Raw genomic sequence first — 15,388 nt, forward strand, 5'->3', positions numbered from 1 at the left:
ACGGATCATGAAATATTACACAAGTGGGAGAAATTTCACATTTAAAGAGGCGGAGAAAGAATTTCAGACAGACGCAAAATGTGAGATGAATCTGATCAAAGCATACCCGAAAATCACCTATCAGGAGATTCTTGGCATGGGTGGAGCGCTGACAGAATCGGCAGCCTATACCTATGCGCAGATGAGTCCGGAAAAGCAGAAAGAGCTTCTTGACCTGTATTTTGGAAAAAACGGAAACCGTTATAATTTCGGGCGTGTGCATATTCAGAGCTGCGATTTTGCACTTGGAAACTATGCATATGTGGAAGATGAAACAGACAAAGAACTAAAGACATTTTCCATTGAGCGTGACAAAGAGTATATTTTGCCGCTGATCCATGCGGCAAAAGAGCAGGAGGAAGAATTGACATTGCTCGCCTCCCCATGGAGTCCGCCTGCGTTTATGAAAACAAACGGTGAAATGAATCATGGCGGAAAATTAAAGAAAGAGTATTACGGCATGTGGGCGGATATGGTAGCGCACTATGTGACAGAATATAAAAAACAGGGCGTTCATATCAGCAGGCTTACAGTACAGAATGAGCCGAATGCGTCACAGACATGGGATTCCTGTCTGTTTACCGGAAAAGAAGAACAGGAATACGTATGTGGCTATTTAAGACCGGCATTAGATGCTGCCGGACATACCGAAGTAAAGATTAATATCTGGGATCACAACAAGGAGCGCGTCTTAGACCGTGCGATGGAGAGCATGTCCACAGAAGAATCAAGAAATGCGATTGATGGAATCGGATTTCACTGGTATACCGGAGATCATTTTGAAGCACTGCAGGAAGTGAGAAACCGTTTCCCGGAAAAAGAGCTGATCTTTACCGAGGGATGCGTGGAATATTCAAGGTTTGCAGCAGACAGCCAGGTGGCTCATGCAGAAATGTACGCGCATGATATATTAGGAAATTTCAATGCAGGAATGAACGCTTATTTAGACTGGAATATCTACTTAGATGAGCAGGGTGGACCGAATCATGTGAAAAATTATTGTGATGCTCCGGTTATGTGTGATACAAAAAATGATACGATCGATGTTAAATTATCTTACTATTATATCGGACATTTCAGCCGTTTTATCAAACGCGGAGCAAAGAGGATGCTGATTTCCCGTTTTACATCACAGGTAGAAGCAGCCGGATTTGTCAACCCAGATGGAGGTAAAGTGGCAGTTCTGTTGAACAGAATGGATGAAGTGCAGAAGTTTACATTTGGTGACGGAAGCAAAGTGTGTGAGATGGAGATGGAGCCGCACACGATCATGACGATATGCTGGTAGCCGCAAAAGACTTCCTCCCTTGTTTTTGGGGCAAAATCCGAGGCCTAAATGGTTTACACATTATCTATTCTGGCTTCGGAATTTCCCTGGTGTGGTATGGTAATACTTATGAAAAAGTTCACAAAAATAACTGGTATTTGAAAACCCACACATATATGCTATTTCGGTAACGGACATTGACGTGTTCCGGAGAAGAAAAATAGATTTTTCTAAACGATAACGGTTTAGATATATCATAGGGGAAGTATTTAAATACCTTTGAAATAGAGAAGTGCATTTTGTTTTACAGCAGTTTCCGGCAGAGGAAATATCTTTCAGCAGAAGTTTTTCCGGATAGTTTTTTTTGCACATATCCGATCATCGCAGTCAGAGCCAGTATATCCTCTGTATTTTTATCGTAGTCTGGGAAGAAGTTCATATTTTCAGAAAGCAGCCGGAAAATATGAACAGACTTTTCCAGAATAATAAATGGTTGAATCTTAGTTATATTATTTTCATAGAGAATTTTAAGATCATGAAGAATAGTGTTTTGCCATTGAATAGACGGATTCAATTTCTGATAAGGGAAATGGCTGTTTTGTATCAGAGAATCTAAATAATTTTGTATAAAATAAGTATTTACAGAAAGAAGCTGTGGAGAGAGCAGAATACAGATAAAGAGACACTCTGCATGGGTATCGGAATAACCATAATGGAAGCAGCGGCTGTTGACGAAAATTCCCTCTCCGGTCTGTAATAAAATTTTCTGCCCATTGATATCATAAGCCATTTGTCCATCCAAAATCACAATAAATTCAAGATCGTCATGCCAGTGGCTGACAGCACGAAAATCAGGATAGCTTGACAGCTGTCCTTTTTTGATATATGCAGGGAAGTCCGGATTGTTATATTATTATGGCTGATTCTGGTATGAAAATCAATGGAAATTGTTTATTACAGAAAATATAAATGGTTAAAAAATTTAACAGAAACGGAGAAGAAAAAAATGGACATGAAAAAAAGAAGAGATATGCAGCTTGCCTATATTTCAGATGAGGCTGTTATGGAGGAACAGGTAAAATGCAGAAAAATCCTGCAAAAACTTAACTTTGCAGATCGTTCCGATTTTGATGAAATTGCAAAAACTGTAAAAGAACTTTTGGGAAAATCAGATGGTGCATGGATCAATCCGCCTTTTTATTGTGATTATGGTTCACATATCGAGGTAGGTAAAAATTTCTTTGCAAATTATAACTGTACGATTATAGATGTGGCAAAGGTAAAAATAGGTGATAACTGTCAGATGGCGCCGAATGTAGCTATTTATACGGCGGGGCACCCAATTTATCCTGATACCCGCAATTCTGCTTTTGAATATGGAAAAGAAGTTACCATCGGGGACAATGTCTGGTTGGGAGGAAATACAGTCGTCTGTCCGGGAGTACATATTGGAGATAATGTGGTAATTGGTGCAGGAAGTGTTGTTACAAAAGATATCCCGGACTGGTCGATCGCCGCGGGAAATCCATGCCGTGTTATCCGTAAAATAACAGAAGAGGATAAAAGAAAATTGTTTCATGACGAAGAGATTGATGATGAAGCATGGGAGATGATATGTGCGCAGAAGGAAAAATAAAATGACGGTGCGGGAGCATAACTTTCGTTGATAAAAGAAAAAGCCTGCGTGTACGAAATGTGTATATATTGCATTTCGTACACGCAGGCAAAAAAGTAGTTGTTGTGGAACAAAATAAAACAATGTTACGATTCCACGGCATTCTGTTTTACGCGTGCCATTGCTTTTGCAACCGGCGGGATACTGATGATGATTAAGGTAATGACTGCCTCCGGTACTAAGTAAGAAGCCTGATATCCCAATGAATAAAGTACCGGGTTCATACCTTCTGGTGCATAGGATGCGAAAAATACAACACCTGAGATCGTAGCGAATATAAAGCGTCCGATCACACCGACGATATATCCGATCTGAAGTCCCCATTTTTTCTTATTGAAAAATCCTGCAAGACCAAGTGCACCAAATGCAAGCGGGTAGTCAAGCAGCATTTGTGGAATGGTATAAAAAATCGGTTCGGTGACAAACTGTACCAGACCGTATGCCACGGCTGTCATGATCCCGACATAAGGACCGTACCAGTATGCGATCAAAACAATAAAAAGCATGGAAAGTAATGTGACAGAGCCGCCCATCGGCATTTCAAACAGTTTGATCATGGAACATACCACGGCAAGTGCGATGGCAACGGCAGAGTAAACGAGCTGTTTGGTTGTTAAGGCTGCCTTGCGGCTTGCATTTTTCTGACGCACAAACGCTGCAACGATGAGCAGTAATGCGATGATTACGACGACGATTACGATTCCGGTCACAGTAAGGTGTACGGAGCCGTCTCCCCAGGCGCCTTCCGGTGTAGCAAAAAAGTTATTCATAAATCCTCCTTGTTTGATTCTGGTATCAAAAGGTGGTTTTCAATTTTTGGCTGTCAAGTTGCACAAAGTCGGATCTATTTTGTTCCGTTGTCCGAAAATAAGAAAAACTAAGTATGCCTGATTTAGATTTTCCAGGAGTGACGTGTACGTCTTAAACGTCCCGTCCATGGGACGTTAAGACTTTTGCTGCCATCCATGGCAGCAAAACACTATGCATTAACAGGCATACTAAGATTTTCTAATTTTCTCCCAAAGTCACAAAACGAGTCCCAACTTTGTGCAATTTGACAATCGCTAAGTTGTGAGCCACCTTTTGACACCAGAATCCTAATTCATGATAATAGAATGTTCGCGGAGCGTACATTCTATTGTATACAAACACGGGGGATTGTTTCTTACCAGAATAAAGTAAATGAAAACGCTTTCTTACGCCGGTATTATCCGGGTCAAGTAATAAGGGTCGATGAAATCATCTCTCAGCACGTTGTAGATACCATGTGGTATAAATAGCACCCCTAGCATTTGTATGGAACGTTTCACACTATAGCAATTAATGATGAAAAAGTCAAATGTTGACAAAAAAAGCAACAAAAAATATAATGTCAAAAATGTAGAAACAACTTGCGGAGGATGAAAGACATGAAAAAAATTTATCAGAAACTGGCACTGACAGGCGTGCTTGCAGCACTGCTTCTTTCAGCTGGCTGCGGGGGAGCAAAGGAAACTTCCGCAAATGAAACGGCAGGGGATGTGCAGGCTGTTGGGCAGAAAACAGAAAGCACAGCGGATGCAGAGCAGACGGAATTGTATACAGAGACATTGGAAGCAGATACCGGGGCATTAGAAACAAATATTGAGGCGCAGACACAGGGTTATACGTTCACCGATGATCTTGGACGTGAGGTGACAGTGAAATCTGCAGATCGTGTGGCAGCGCTGATCGGTAGTTTCACAGATGTATGGATGTTAGCAGGCGGAAATGTTGTTGCAGCAGCAAATGATTCCTGGGAGAGCCTTGGTTTAGAACTTGATGAGAGTGTGGTAAATCTTGGAAGCATTTTGGAGCCGGATGTCGAGCAGCTCATTGCAGCGGAGCCGGATCTTGTGATCGCAAGTGCAAATACGGATGCGGATGTTGCATTGGAGGAAACACTGACAAAGGCAGGAATTACCGTTGCCTATTTTGACGTCGCGAATTTTGATGATTATTTAAACATGCTTTCCATCTGTACACAGATTACCGGCAGAGATGATCTCTATCAGAAAAATGGTCTGGATGTGCAGAAAGAAGTGGAAGAAATGAAGCAGAGAGCGGACGGCAGTAATCCGACTGTATTATTCCTTCGGGCAGCATCAAGCAATGTAAAGGCAAAGGGCAGTGACGGAAATGTCTGCGGAGAAATGTTAGCAGACCTTGGCTGTGTGAATATTGCAGACAGTGACGAGAGTCTGTTGGATGATCTTAGCATGGAGGCGATCATTGCGGCTGATCCGCAGTATATTTTTGTGACGATTCAGGGAAATGACAGTGATGCCGCTATGAAAAATGTAGAAGAACTTCTGACCTCTAATCCGGCATGGGCATCTTTGACTGCCGTGAAAAACGATCATTATTATATCCTTGATAAGCGCTTATTTAACTTAAAACCGAATGCAAAATGGGGAGAGGCTTATAAGCAGCTGGCAGATATTTTATACCCGGAGATGAAGTAAGAAAGGTTCGGTTTGAAAATGGCATATTTTCCGTTTTTTATTGATATAGAAAATAAAAAAGGTCTGATCGTGGGCGGCGGCAGGATTGCAGCACACAAGGCAGAAAAGATGAAGCCGTTCGGTGCAAAGATTATCATAATAGCACCTGATATCATGGAAAAATTAAAACAGGATCCGGTATTTTTGTGCGAGGAGCGTGCATTTGTGCCGGAAGACATCGAGGGCTGTGCATTTGTCATTGCGGCAACCGATGACAGAGAATTAAACCACAGGATCAGTGCATTGTGTCAGGAAAAAGGGATTTTAATCAATGTGGTGGATGACAAAGATTACTGCGTTTTTCTATTTCCATCCCTTGTGAAAGAGGGAAAACTGACCGCTGGAATCTCCACTGCAGGAGCCAGCCCGCAGATTGCGGCAGAATTAAGAAGCCACATAGCGAGAGAACTGCCGAATCAGATGGAAGAGATCCTTGATTATTTAGAATCGATCCGTGAACCTGCAAAAAAATTGATTGCAGATGACAAGATCAGAGCAAGATTTTTAAAAGAGACGGCACAGCTTTGCATGGATGAAAACCGTGTGCCGGATGAGAAAGAAACGATGCAGCGGATCAGAGATTATTGCCAGAGTGCGGAACAGACTGGATTGGAAAAAATTGTTAGTCTAGGCATGGTAACGCTCGTCGGTGCGGGCTGCGGTGCGTATGACCTGATCACACTGCGCGGTTTAAATGCAATACGGAGAGCCGAGGTGCTTGTCTATGACGATCTGATCGATACGCGTCTGTTAGACCACGCTTCGGAGAGCTGTGAAAGAATTTATGTCGGGAAACGGATCGGTGTACATAGCAGGGAACAGGAAGAAATCAATGCGATCCTGATCGAACATGCGAAGAAAGGCAAACGCGTGGTGCGCTTAAAAGGCGGAGATCCGTTTGTTTTCGGCAGAGGCAGTGAGGAAATGGAAGCGTTAAAGGCGAGAGGAATCCCGGTGACAGAAGTGCCGGGAATCACATCTGCCATTGCGGTTCCGGCGGCAGCAGGAATCCCGGTAACACACCGTGGAAAAAGCCGCAGTTTTCATGTGGTGACGGCACATACGAAAGGTACTGCCGACAGTCTGCCGGAAGGATTAAAAGAACTTGTGGCAGTGGAAGGTACGCTTGTATTTCTGATGGGAATGCACCAGCTTTCAAAACTGGCCGGACGGCTGATGGAGTATGGAAAATCTCCGGAAACACCGGCAGCAGTGGTGCAGGGAAATTTTGATGGAAAAACGGTAAGTGTGCGAGGAACACTTTTTGATATTGGAGAAAAAGTAAAAGAATCCGGGATGCAGTCTCCGGCGGTTATTGTGATCGGGGAGACGGCAGGAATGGAGTTGTAATTAAAAAAAAGAGGAAGCATACTGCAGTGAATGGATCACATTTAAAGCAGAGTGTGCTTCCTCTTTGTATATTATCTGATTAGATGGAAACAACATGAACTGTGTTTCCGTGATCTCGTGCCAGATGTTGTGATCTTTCAGGCAGGTGTAAATTTCCTGTTTGTTCATGTCGGGTTCCTTTTTTGTGAATGTATTTGTTCATATTAAACCATAAATACACGTCAAAGGCAATCGTTGCTATTGCCGGCAACGTCTGCTAAAATGATTTCAATATGAGAAAAAGGCAGGTAGTATTTGTGAGGGCAGAAGAAGTAATACAGGCGGTTGCAGAACTTTGCAGGCATTTTTCGGCGGTGGAGGTGATCTTATTTGGCTCCAGAGCGAAAGGAACAGCACGGGAGAGAAGTGACATTGATGTTGCCGTGTCCGGTGTGAAGGATTTTGATGCACTTGCAGAACAAATAGAAGAATTGCCGACACTGTACAGTATAGATCTGGTAAATATGGATACCTGTAAGAATCAGTTATTGTTGGAGGATATCAGACAATATGGACGAAAAATTTGAAAAACGCTATAGATCTTTTTGTAATTCACTGGATGCACTTGAAGAAGCAAAACAGCGGGATCTTTCGGATTCTTTTGTATTGAGTGGAACCAGTGCAAAATTTAGCATCACATTTGATCTGTCATGGAAAGTTATGAAAGATATACTGATAGAATATTATGCGATGACAGGCTTTATTGCGGGTTCGCCGCGTGAAGTGCTCAAAACATCCTATAAAGCGGAGCTAATTTCAGATGATGCATGGATGGAAATGTTAAAGGTAAGGAATCAGCTTGCGCATGACTACGATTGTGAAATTGTCAAGCATTATTGCAAAACGATCGTGGAACAATATATTGACCTGTTTTATGAATTTAAAAGGAAAGTAGAACAGTTGTTACATGCAGTTGGGTAAACTCTGTCATTAACCCTGCGTTTTGCGGTGTAACTTACGGCAGGGATCTTGTAGATCAAAGTGTTGGCGAGATGAACCGGATTGAAAGCTTTTGCTTCAATGCCATAGTGAGCGAGCAGTGATGTTAAAAGTTTTTCTTTCTCGGACTCATCTGCCATTCCGGTGTCAGATCCCCAAGTGTTACCACACGGTTATTTGCATAATCCATGGATTTTTGGTTCAAAATAATGTTATCTCTCATGCGGTAAGTATAACATAAAACCGGAGAATTTACAGCAATTCTGCAACCCGTTCTTCCACAACAGCCATATCAGTGGTAGGTTCAAACCGTTCTACCACATTTCCATCCCGGTCGATCAGAAACTTTGTAAAGTTCCACTTGATATCAGGGGTGTTACGGAAATCCGGCTGGGTACGGTATAATCCACTTTCGAGCAGCGGGGTGAGAGGGTGGTTTGGATCAAATCCTGCATCCTGATATTTTTCATACAGATCCTGCAGATCATCGTACTACGGGGTAAATCCACAGCGGGTAGCCGTGTTTACAACAAGAACGACCTTCCCCCTTGTAGTCATCCATTTTCACAACATTGCATCTTGCATCCTCTGCTTCATAATCATAAAAATTCATAGTAATCTCCTTTCTTGCGCTGTTTTTTGCGCATCTCAAGTTTGTGTGTAAGCACAAATCTTGCGTGTGAAAAATCTTATTTTTCACACTAAAGTCTTTTTTTAAAATGAATGATTTAAAACAATTAAATTGCACACAATCAAATGTAAAATAAAAATACATCATTTTAATCTATATGTCAAGAAAAAATTAATGCAAAAAAGAGTATTACTCAAAAAAGTAATACTCTCCATCTTCATCCGTGAACCTTTTCCAGCTTGTCTGAAACACATTCTCGATCACATGCGACTGCAGGCACTCATTGGGCGTGCCCACCATGGCAATATTGCGGTTCATGACAACTAGCGTATCTGAGATGCGCACCGCCTGACTCAGATCATGTAAGATCAGAATAATCGTTTTTTCCTGTTTTTTTAATTCCTTTATCATGGCGTAAAATTCGCGCTGACCGGTCAGATCCAGGTAAGTGGTCGGCTCGTCTAACACGATGTAATCACAATCCTGCGCTAACACCATGGCAAAAAACACGCGCTGTCGGATACCGCCGGAGAGCGTGTCGACATACTGGTCGGCATACTGGCTGATGTGGGTAAATTCCATGGCACGGTTTACAATTTCAGTGTCCTCCTTTGATTTCCGGCGGGAAAATCCAAGGTAAGGAAAGCGCCCGTGTTCCACAAGCATTTTAACCGGAATAGCAGGAATGATCGTGCGGACCTGCGGGAGCAGGGAAACTTCTCTTGCACGTTCTTTCGGGGAAATTTTAAGAAAATCCTGTCCGTTTAAGAATATCTGTCCGGCGGTCACTGTGGAAGCACCGTTTAAGCACTGGACCAGAGTGGTCTTGCCACAACCGTTCGGGCCAAGGATTGTGGTGATCTCCCCGTCACGGAAAGTTAATGAGATGTCGTTTAAGATCGGCGTGTGCTGACAGGAAACGGAAACGTTGCGAAATTCAAGCATGGACTCTTCGCCCTCCTTTCTTTTTCAGTAACAGATACAGGAAAAACGGTCCGCCGACGAACGACATGATAATCCCGGCGGGCAGCTCAAATGGAGAGAAGATCATCCGTCCGAGCAGGTCACATAACAGTACAAAACTGCTGCCCAAAAGTGCAGAACAAGGCAAAAGAAAACGTGCATCGCTGCCAAAAAGCCGCCTGCAGATATGCGGGATGATCAGTCCGATAAAACCGAGCAGACCGGCGAAACTGACAACACATCCGGCAAGGATGCTCGCAAGGGACAAAAGCAAAAAACGGGTGAGTGAAACGCGCAGTCCAAGGGAGCGCGCGATGTCATCCCCAAGCCCGAGCAGATTTAACGGATGTGCGAGAAACAAGGAAACAAAGAATGCAATAGCAATACAGAGGCACGGCAGGATCAGCCTGCTTAGGGTAAGCCCGGAGAGGGAACCGATCAGAAAAGACGTCAGGTTCACCGTAATATCCGTATTTAAAAGTTTGATCGTGTTGATGCCTGCACTTAAAAAACTGGAGACTGTGATACCGGCAAGAATGATCGTAGTCCTTGAACTGTCTGAGAGCGCAGCCAGAAAGAAGATCAGCAGTGTGGTGAGCAGGGCGCCGCAAAACGCAAAGACCGGAAGTGCAAATGAGTTTGCCGGGAAAAAGATCATGGCGAGCATGACTGCAAAACCGGAGCCGGAATTGACACCGATCGTGCTTGGACTTGCCAGCGAATTGTTCATCACACCCTGTAAGATCACGCCCGAACAGGATAGACCGATTCCGGCAAAAAGTCCGCCGAGCACGCGTGGGATGCGCACGGTAGTGATTAAAATATAAGAAGTAGAACTGTGGTCTGCCCCGGTCAGACAATGTAAGATATCTTTGAATGCAATATTCACGCTTCCAAATAAAATGCCTGCGCAGACAGACACGAGGAGTAACATACACATCAGAAGGATGGTAATGCTTTTGTGCTTTTTCATAGGGGATTCCTTCCTGCAAAAGTCTTTTGTATTGGTTAAAAAAAGATGGCAAATTTGCTCATTATGGTATCACAGGCAGGGGAAATGCGCAATGGGTTGGTTTTCATTTAAATGTTAAGGTCACTAATAAATTTCATAGTTACTTCAAAAAAGATTACCTTTAGGTTATAATACATGTAATTGGCTCAGAGATTCTGAGCAGTTACGAAAAACCTGCAGGTGATTAGTGTGAAAAATAACATTTTTCACACGCAAGATTTGTGCTTACACATAAACTTGATATGCGAAAAATGGTGTTTTTTATGGCAAAATACAGAAAAAAATTAGAGGCTGATATCCGTTGCCCGCTTGAATACGGTCTTGCGGTCTTTGGTGGCAAATGGAAATCGCGTATTATATGTGTGCTTTCCGCCGATAAAAAACTGCGTTACAGCGAGATACGGAAAGAAATGTATAACATCACGGACGCAGTTTTAGCAGCAACGTTAAAAGATCTCATAGCCGATGGTATTGTCGACCGGAAATCATATGATGAGATACCGCCGAGAGTTGAGTATTCACTTACGGAAAAAGGAAATTCGGTTGTTCCGATATTGCAGAGTATCTGCCGGTGGTCAGATATTTTCTATAAGGAAGATGTGGAAAATGAGATGAAACAGTGCCAGAAATGTGACTATCACAGATAGGATTGTGATATGTAACTATAATAATAAGCAGTAAAACAGAAATCATAAAGGAGACAGGATAAAATGAGAATAGCAGTGACATACGAAAACGGACAGATTTTTCAGCATTTCGGACACACAGAGCAGTTTAAAGTGTACGATCTTGAGGACAACAAAATTGTTAACACACAGGTTGTGGACACAAACGGACAGGGACATGGTGCACTTGCAGGATTTCTTAATTCAACAGATATAGATGTTCTGATCTGTGGTGGCATCGGTGGAGGAGCACAGGCTGCACTTGCTGCTGCGGGAATAAAACTGTTCGGTGGAGTATCAGGTGATGCAGACGAAGCTGTAAAAGCATATCTTGAAGGCAATCTGACATACAACCCGGATGTTCACTGTACACACCACGATCATGAGGATGGTCATTCATGCGGAGAGCATCATTGTGGCGAGGACAAGCATGGCTGTGCGGGAAATCACTAACAAACATTGGCGGTAAGCCATTAACATTATGCCATTATAGATGAACAGCTTCTGAAACTTCGTACACTTGGACTTACAGAGGAAGAAGCAGAGGAAGTTATTATTCAGGAAGTTATTATTCAGAATTTTTTAAATTAACAGGCATACTAAGATTTTCTGATTTTCTCCCAAAGTCACAAAAAAAGTCCGATCTTTGTGCAATTTTTCAAGGTACTATCAATGATAGAACGATAAAAAACTTTATTTGCCCCAGCATCATCTTATCCATAAAAAAATCTGTTCTACCTGTTAGATATGAATCTGGCAAACTTGAAGTTATCGGAGCAATTTATATATTTCATAGGCAACCGGCTCACACCATTCATTCGATATCTCTTCACCAGGTACTTCAATTGCCAGATGAGAAAACCATTCATCCGGTGCGGCACCATGCCAGTGTTTCACTTCTGCCGGAATATTGATACAGTCACCAGGCTTCATTTCTGCTGCTTTTGTAAAGCTCTGTTCTTTTGCCACTGTCAAAAAATAGCGCAATAGTCTTAATTCCATATTTTTTATTCCCACAACTTCCATTTTATTCTCTTCATTATATCATTAAATAAAACGAATGCATACAATTTCAATCCTGCCCGCAAATCATATCATTCGTAATGTCCGACACCGCTTCCGGTCATCCAATCCGCAAAAATAGAAAAATAAAAAATGTGGAAAAAACTTCTTGCAATTTATTATCTTTACTGCTATACTCAGTTAAAACATATTATTCCTATACGATAAGTAGGAAATGAAAGGAGCGATACCGTGAAATTTAATACATCTTTGCTGCACGGTGCTTTTCGGGGGGACCCGCAGACGGGAGCAACATTAACACCAATTTATCAGTCGAGTGCATTTGAACAGGAATCGGCGGAGCGTCTGGAAAAGATATTTCATAATCAGGCTCCGGGATTTTCCTATACGAGGATCAATAATCCGACCGTTGAGGCATTTGAGAAAAGGATGACTGTGTTAGAGGGCGGTAAATCAAGCGTTGCCTGTGCATCCGGAATGGCTGCAATGTTTAATGCATTTGCAAATATTTTACAGGCAGGCGATGAGATCGTATCAAGCGCGAGCCTTTATGGTGGAAGCATTGATCTTTCCCGGGATCTGGAAGCATTTGGCATCAAAACACATTATGTGGAGAATAACGATCTTGATGCATTCTGCAAGGCAACCAATGCACACACAAGACTTTATTTTGCGGAGACACTCGGAAATCCAAGACTGGATGTAACAGATATTAAGGCACTTGCAAAGCTGGCACATGAGAATGGCGTACCGCTTATCATTGACAACACAGCAGCCACCGCATATCTGGTAAAACCGCTTTCTCTGGGAGCAGACATCGTTGTGAACTCTTCTTCGAAATATATCAATGGAAACAGCAATTCCATCAGTGGAGTGATCACAGACGGCGGAACCTTTAAGTGGGATACGGAAAAATATCCAGGCATGCGTGATTTTGTAAAATTCGGACCGTTTGCATATACAGCAAAGCTCAGAAACGGACTGTTCCGCAACACCGGAGCCTGTCTTTCGCCGCAAAATGCATTTTTAAACAGCATTGGGCTTGAGACATTGGGACTTCGCATGGAGCGTATCTGCGACAATGCAATGCAGCTTGCGGCTTATATCGAAGAAAATTATAAAGATATCACAGTAAATTATGCAGGACTGAAATCAAGCAGCTGGCATGAAATTGCAGCAAGCCAGTTTGACGGTCACTACGGCGGCATCTTTACCTTAAGGCTTGGCAGCAAGGAGCGGGCATTTGCATTTATCAATGCATTAAAATATCCGCTTAAGGTATCGAACATCGGTGATACCAAATCGCTTGTCATTCATCCGGAATCGACCATCAGCGTACACAGTACAGAGGAAGAAAAGCGGGCAGGCGGTGTATTTGATGATCTGGTGCGCATCAGCGTCGGAATCGAGGATATAGATGATCTGATCTGGGATTTTAAACAGGCGATTGAGAGCCTTTCCTGAAAAATATATCGAATTTTACAGTAACACTTTAAAACGGGCACTTTAATGTGTTACAATAGAAAAGCACAGTAAAATACTAGGATATAAAACAGAAAAGATAAGGAGTGTAAAGATGGCGGGAGTCGATTATGCAGCATTAAAAAAAGGTGGATTCATGAGACAGAAGCAGAAAGGATTTTTCTCACTCAGAATCCAGGTAGTCGGAGGTAATCTGACAGCAGAAAATATTAAGACTGTGGCTGAGGTTGCAGAAAAGTATGGCAAAGGTTATGTACATATGACCTCAAGACAGGGAATCGAGATTCCATTTGTCAATTTTGAAAATATCGAGGAAGTAAAGGCAGAACTTGCAAAAGGCGGTGTGAAACCGGGTGTCTGTGGGCCGAGAGTCCGTACCGTTACAGCCTGTCAGGGATCAGAGATCTGTCCAAGCGGATGTATTGATACCTACTCACTGGCGCAGGAATTAGATGAACATTATTTTGGACGTGAGCTTCCTCACAAATTTAAATTTGGTGTGACCGGATGCCAGAATAACTGCTTAAAGGCAGAGGAAAATGATATCGGAATCAAAGGCGGTATGGAGGTTACCTGGGCGGAGGATAAATGTATCGGCTGTGGAGTCTGTGAAAAGGCATGCCGTCAGGGTGCGATCAAATGTGAAGGAAATAAAGTGACGATCAACCGTGATAAGTGTAATTACTGCGGACGCTGCGTAAAATCCTGCCCGACCGATGCGTGGGAAGGAAACAGCGGATATCTGGTTTCTTTCGGTGGATTGTTCGGCAATCAGATCTATAAAGGCGAACAGCTTTTACCGATCGTACATGACAAAGAAACATTGTTCCGTGTCACGGATGCGGCAATCGACTTTTTCAGAGACCATGCAAATCCGGGCGAGCGTTTCCGTCTGACATTACAGCGTGTCGGCGAGGATGAGTTCCGCAAAAAGATAAAAGATGCTTACGAGGAAAAGTAAGTATTTAGAGAAGAAAAACATGTATGCAGGAAAATAGATGTAACGAAAGCATGTATGTAGAAAGTAAATCAAAATAAGCAAATAAAAAGTACTTATAATAAGAAGAAACAGGAGGGAAGAAATGGAAATCGCAGGAATTGCAATCGACGAGACAGTCGATATTACCGATAAAGTATGTCCGCTCACTTTTGTAAAAGCAAAAGTAGCGTTGGAAGAATTAGATGACGGTGAAGTCATTGCCATCCGTATGAATGATGGTGAACCGGTACAGAATGTACCGCGCAGCGTCAAAGAAGAAGGACATCAGATCTTAAAACTGGTAGACAACGAAGACGGAACTTATAATCTGATCGTCCGTAAGGTAGAGGGATAGGAGGAAACATGGCACAGCGAATCAACAAAGACAATTTTGAAGAAAAAGTCCTGAAAAATCCGCTGCCTGTTCTGGTTGATTTTTATTCAGACAGCTGTATTCCGTGCAAGCAGTTATCACCGGTGCTTGGGGATATTGAGGACGAACGCGAAGACACACTTTCCGTATACAAAGTCAATGTCAATTATGACATGGAGCTTGCAGAAAAGTATGATGTCATGGGTGTACCGGCACTGCGGTTGTTTGTGCAGGGCGAAGTCAAAGCAGAGAGAGCCGGTGCAGCAGGAAAAGCAGATATCGAAGCCTGGATTGACGAAGCATTGAACGCATAAACTTTACATTGATGGCGTTAAAAAGCAGTTTAGATTTTTTTGCATACGCAGAAAAATAATGCAAAATAAACCTATATTATTCACGGCACAGCCGTGAAAGTGGCTGAAAACCACA

At 42.7% G+C, this 15,388-nt stretch carries 16 protein-coding genes, 4 pseudogenes and 1 riboswitch; of the genes and pseudogenes, 12 read left to right on the plus strand and 8 right to left on the minus strand.

Annotated elements, in window-relative coordinates:
• Positions 1 to 7 precede the first annotated feature (7 nt).
• Positions 8 to 1,327: a glycoside hydrolase family 30 protein gene (locus tag DXA60_RS10750; RefSeq protein ID WP_117921198.1), complete on the plus strand. Its 1,320-nt coding sequence runs from the start codon at positions 8 to 10 to the stop codon at positions 1,325 to 1,327.
• 60 nt (positions 1,328 to 1,387) lie between these two features.
• Here the strand turns inward: DXA60_RS10750 and DXA60_RS19920 are convergent, their stop codons facing one another.
• Both DXA60_RS19920 and DXA60_RS10760 read right to left on the minus strand, forming a co-directional pair.
• On the minus strand, positions 1,388 to 1,678 hold the full coding sequence (locus tag DXA60_RS19920; protein ID WP_117921199.1) for a helix-turn-helix transcriptional regulator: 291 nt from the start codon (positions 1,676 to 1,678) through the stop codon (positions 1,388 to 1,390).
• The gene (locus tag DXA60_RS10760) at positions 1,611 to 2,189 is read right to left on the minus strand and encodes a cupin domain-containing protein (RefSeq protein ID WP_117921200.1); all 579 of its coding nucleotides are present in this window, start codon (positions 2,187 to 2,189) and stop codon (positions 1,611 to 1,613) included. Before DXA60_RS10760 ends, DXA60_RS19920 begins: the two co-directional genes overlap by 68 nt.
• Positions 2,190 to 2,312: 123 nt before the next feature.
• Between DXA60_RS10760 and DXA60_RS10765 the strand changes: the two genes are divergently transcribed.
• Positions 2,313 to 2,942, plus strand: coding sequence for a sugar O-acetyltransferase (locus tag DXA60_RS10765; RefSeq protein ID WP_117921214.1), 630 nt, complete (start codon positions 2,313 to 2,315; stop codon positions 2,940 to 2,942).
• Between the two features lie 125 nt (positions 2,943 to 3,067).
• Here DXA60_RS10765 and thiT read toward each other — a convergent pair whose 3' ends face one another.
• On the minus strand, positions 3,068 to 3,751 hold the full coding sequence (thiT, locus tag DXA60_RS10770) for an energy-coupled thiamine transporter ThiT (protein WP_117921201.1): 684 nt from the start codon (positions 3,749 to 3,751) through the stop codon (positions 3,068 to 3,070).
• A 406-nt stretch (positions 3,752 to 4,157) separates the two neighbouring features.
• Positions 4,158 to 4,278: riboswitch (TPP riboswitch) on the minus strand.
• A gap of 112 nt (positions 4,279 to 4,390) precedes the next feature.
• On the opposite strand from thiT, the gene DXA60_RS10775 reads away from it, so the two are divergent.
• The 4 genes from DXA60_RS10775 to DXA60_RS10790 all read left to right on the plus strand — a co-directional run bounded on the left by DXA60_RS10775 (position 4,391) and on the right by DXA60_RS10790 (position 7,813).
• On the plus strand, positions 4,391 to 5,464 hold the full coding sequence (locus tag DXA60_RS10775; protein WP_186899265.1) for an ABC transporter substrate-binding protein: 1,074 nt from the start codon (positions 4,391 to 4,393) through the stop codon (positions 5,462 to 5,464).
• Positions 5,465 to 5,482: 18 nt separating this feature from the next.
• Complete coding sequence (gene cysG / locus DXA60_RS10780) at positions 5,483 to 6,853, plus strand: siroheme synthase CysG (protein WP_117921203.1); 1,371 nt, start codon at positions 5,483 to 5,485, stop codon at positions 6,851 to 6,853.
• A 272-nt stretch (positions 6,854 to 7,125) separates the two neighbouring features.
• A complete protein-coding gene (locus DXA60_RS10785) occupies positions 7,126 to 7,419 on the plus strand; it encodes a nucleotidyltransferase family protein (protein WP_243006854.1) in 294 nt (97 codons plus the stop codon).
• Entirely contained in the window at positions 7,403 to 7,813 is a 411-nt protein-coding gene (locus tag DXA60_RS10790; protein ID WP_117921205.1) for an HI0074 family nucleotidyltransferase substrate-binding subunit, read from the plus strand. The genes DXA60_RS10785 and DXA60_RS10790 overlap by 17 nt, the downstream gene beginning before the upstream one ends.
• Positions 7,814 to 8,083: 270 nt before the next feature.
• Here the strand turns inward: DXA60_RS10790 and DXA60_RS19780 are convergent.
• The 3 genes and pseudogenes from DXA60_RS19780 to DXA60_RS10805 form a co-directional block, all read right to left on the minus strand.
• Positions 8,084 to 8,444: pseudogene (locus DXA60_RS19780) on the minus strand (glutathione peroxidase).
• 207 nt (positions 8,445 to 8,651) lie between these two features.
• Positions 8,652 to 9,407, minus strand: coding sequence for an ABC transporter ATP-binding protein (locus DXA60_RS10800; RefSeq protein WP_117921206.1), 756 nt, complete (start codon positions 9,405 to 9,407; stop codon positions 8,652 to 8,654).
• Entirely contained in the window at positions 9,400 to 10,398 is a 999-nt protein-coding gene (locus DXA60_RS10805) for a FecCD family ABC transporter permease (protein ID WP_117921207.1), read from the minus strand. Before DXA60_RS10805 ends, DXA60_RS10800 begins: the two co-directional genes overlap by 8 nt.
• A gap of 302 nt (positions 10,399 to 10,700) precedes the next feature.
• Here DXA60_RS10805 and DXA60_RS10810 point away from each other — a divergent pair, with 302 nt between their 5' ends.
• Together DXA60_RS10810 and DXA60_RS10815 are read left to right on the plus strand one after the other, a co-directional pair.
• A complete protein-coding gene (locus DXA60_RS10810) occupies positions 10,701 to 11,084 on the plus strand; it encodes a winged helix-turn-helix transcriptional regulator (protein ID WP_117921215.1) in 384 nt (127 codons plus the stop codon).
• A gap of 63 nt (positions 11,085 to 11,147) precedes the next feature.
• Positions 11,148 to 11,555: pseudogene (locus DXA60_RS10815) on the plus strand (NifB/NifX family molybdenum-iron cluster-binding protein); the annotation flags it as partial.
• Positions 11,556 to 11,870: 315 nt separating this feature from the next.
• Here DXA60_RS10815 and DXA60_RS10820 read toward each other — a convergent pair.
• Positions 11,871 to 12,044: pseudogene (locus tag DXA60_RS10820) on the minus strand (carboxymuconolactone decarboxylase family protein); the annotation flags it as partial.
• Positions 12,036 to 12,104: pseudogene (locus DXA60_RS19785) on the minus strand (LysR family transcriptional regulator); the annotation flags it as partial. The pseudogenes DXA60_RS10820 and DXA60_RS19785, both read right to left, overlap by 9 nt.
• A 252-nt stretch (positions 12,105 to 12,356) precedes the next feature.
• Here DXA60_RS19785 and DXA60_RS10825 point away from each other — a divergent pair.
• The 4 genes from DXA60_RS10825 (at position 12,357) to DXA60_RS10840 (ending at position 15,273) form a co-directional block, all read left to right on the plus strand.
• Entirely contained in the window at positions 12,357 to 13,589 is a 1,233-nt protein-coding gene (locus DXA60_RS10825; RefSeq protein ID WP_117921208.1) for an O-acetylhomoserine aminocarboxypropyltransferase/cysteine synthase family protein, read from the plus strand.
• Positions 13,590 to 13,701: 112 nt separating this feature from the next.
• Positions 13,702 to 14,568 carry a 4Fe-4S binding protein gene (locus tag DXA60_RS10830; RefSeq protein ID WP_117921209.1) on the plus strand — a complete coding sequence of 289 codons (867 nt, stop codon included), beginning with the start codon at positions 13,702 to 13,704 and terminating at the stop codon, positions 14,566 to 14,568.
• A 121-nt stretch (positions 14,569 to 14,689) separates the two neighbouring features.
• On the plus strand, positions 14,690 to 14,941 hold the full coding sequence (locus DXA60_RS10835) for a sulfurtransferase TusA family protein (protein ID WP_022111933.1): 252 nt from the start codon (positions 14,690 to 14,692) through the stop codon (positions 14,939 to 14,941).
• Between the two features lie 8 nt (positions 14,942 to 14,949).
• Positions 14,950 to 15,273, plus strand: coding sequence for a thioredoxin family protein (locus tag DXA60_RS10840; protein ID WP_117921210.1), 324 nt, complete (start codon positions 14,950 to 14,952; stop codon positions 15,271 to 15,273).
• Positions 15,274 to 15,388 lie beyond the last annotated feature (115 nt).

Source organism: Roseburia sp. OF03-24, from assembly GCF_003463035.1.
In the GTDB taxonomy this organism is placed as follows: domain Bacteria; phylum Bacillota; class Clostridia; order Lachnospirales; family Lachnospiraceae; genus Roseburia; species Roseburia rectibacter.